This is a genomic window from Micromonospora maritima (genome assembly GCF_902825405.1).
Lineage (GTDB): Bacteria > Actinomycetota > Actinomycetes > Mycobacteriales > Micromonosporaceae > Micromonospora > Micromonospora maritima.
The window spans coordinates 1-1750 of record NZ_CADEAU010000778.1; the positions used below are offsets into that span (position 1 = coordinate 1).

Sequence of the window (1750 nt, forward strand, 5' to 3'; positions counted from 1 at the left end):
TCGCCGCTGTCCCCGGACGAGCTGGAACAGGCCCGGACCGGCTGGCCCGGGGGCGGGCCCCAGGTGGGCGGCTGGTCGTCGGGCGCGGCCCAGGCGGGGGCCGGCTGGGTGGGTCGACCGGCCGGCGGGGGCGGGGCCCAGCCGAGGTCGGGCGACCCGTTGTACCCGTTGTCCTGCTGCGCCGGCTGATCGCCGTACGGCACCGGTCCGCCGGTGCCCGGCGACACCTCGCCCGGCTCCTGGCCGGGGCGGTGCGGAGCCTCGGACGTCATGGGTGCGCCTCCTCCATCACAGGTCGGCCGCCGATGCCGGTCGGGAACCGTCGGCATGGCCACCGGCGTCGCCGGCGGGTACCGGCCGTGCGGGCTCCCCGCACCGTATCCGGTGGTCGCCCGAAGACGCTCGGGGAGCATCGGTCGCCACCGAGAGTCACCGGGCGACGTCGATGGGTTTCGCTTCCCGCGTCGGTCCGGAGGCAGTCGGTTGGCGACCGTGCCAACCGTACCGGGCGGTGCGGCGGGGTGGAATCCCGGTGCCGACCGACCCGGATACGCCGAAGACCCGCCCGGCGTGCCGGGCGGGTCTTCGAACTGGAGGAGGTGAGAAAGGTCGGTGGCGTCAGCTCATGTGACGCTGGGCGATGGCGAGAAGCTCGTTCCGGACCGCGGGCGAGTTGGCGGAACGCAGGGCGTGCTCGATGGCACGGGCCCGGCGGTTGGCGTCGCGGCGGGTGCGGATTCGCTCGATCATGCTCATCTTGGGTCTCCTCCTGGCTATTCGGTTGTCAGCCCCTTGATGTCTCTATTGAAGCGCATGGAGCCGCCGAGCGCCATCGATTATTAGGTGAGCTGAACCACGTACCTAAGGATCGTAGGTTAGGGGCCCCTCGGAGCCGATGATTCGCCTCCCAACGGTAACGGCCGGTGTGCCGGGCGTTCACCCGTGGCACACCGGCCGTCGACCGGAGCGGTGGTACGTCAGGTCCAGGCGAGCAGCGCCGCCTCCGGGTCGGCCAGGAAGTCTCCGATGTCGCGGAGGAACTTCGAGCCCAGCTCACCGTCGATGATCCGGTGGTCGAAGGAGAGCCCGAGCGTGGTGACCAGGCGCGGCTTCACCTTGCCCTTGTGCACCCAGGGCTGTTCCCGGACCGCGCCGAAGGCGAGGATCGCCGATTCGCCCGGGGGCAGGATCGGCGTACCGGTGTCGACGCCGAAGACGCCGACGTTGGTGATGGTGAGCGTGCCGCCGGACATGTCCGCCGGGGAGGTCTTCCCCGACTTCGCGGTCTGCACCAGGCCGGTCATCGCGTCCGCCAGCTCGCGCAGCGAGAGCCGGCCGGCGTCCTTGATGTTCGGCACGATCAGGCCGCGCTCGGTGGCCGCCGCGATGCCCAGGTTGACGTACTCCTTCACCACGATCTCGTCGCCGGCCCAGGTCGAGTTGACCATCGGGTGGCGCTTGACCGCCAGGAGCACCGCCTTGGCGACCAGCAGCAGCGGCGAGACCCGTACGTCGCGCCACTCCCGCCGGTCGCGGAGCCGGTCCAGCGCCTTCATCGCCCGGGTCACGTCGACGGTGAGGAACTCCGTCACGTGCGGGGCGGTGAACGCCGAGCGGGCCATGTTCTCCGCGGTGAGCTTGCGTACCCCCTTGACCGGGATGCGCTGCTCGCGGTCCGCGCCGAAGCTCGCGGCCGACGTCGCCGGCGCGGCGACCGTCAGCGGCTCGATCGGAAGAGCGTCGTGTAGGG

The 1750-nt window shown here is 71.4% G+C and carries 1 protein-coding gene and 1 pseudogene; both read right to left on the reverse strand.

The annotated features are described in order from the left end of the window. Positions 1-272 (reverse strand): annotated as a pseudogene (locus HUW36_RS32190) (LppU/SCO3897 family protein); the annotation flags it as partial. 346 nt (positions 273-618) lie between these two features. Next, the gene (locus tag HUW36_RS32195; protein WP_172967877.1) at positions 619-756 is read right to left on the reverse strand and encodes a hypothetical protein; all 138 of its coding nucleotides are present in this window, start codon (positions 754-756) and stop codon (positions 619-621) included. Between the last annotated feature and the right edge of the window lie 994 nt (positions 757-1750).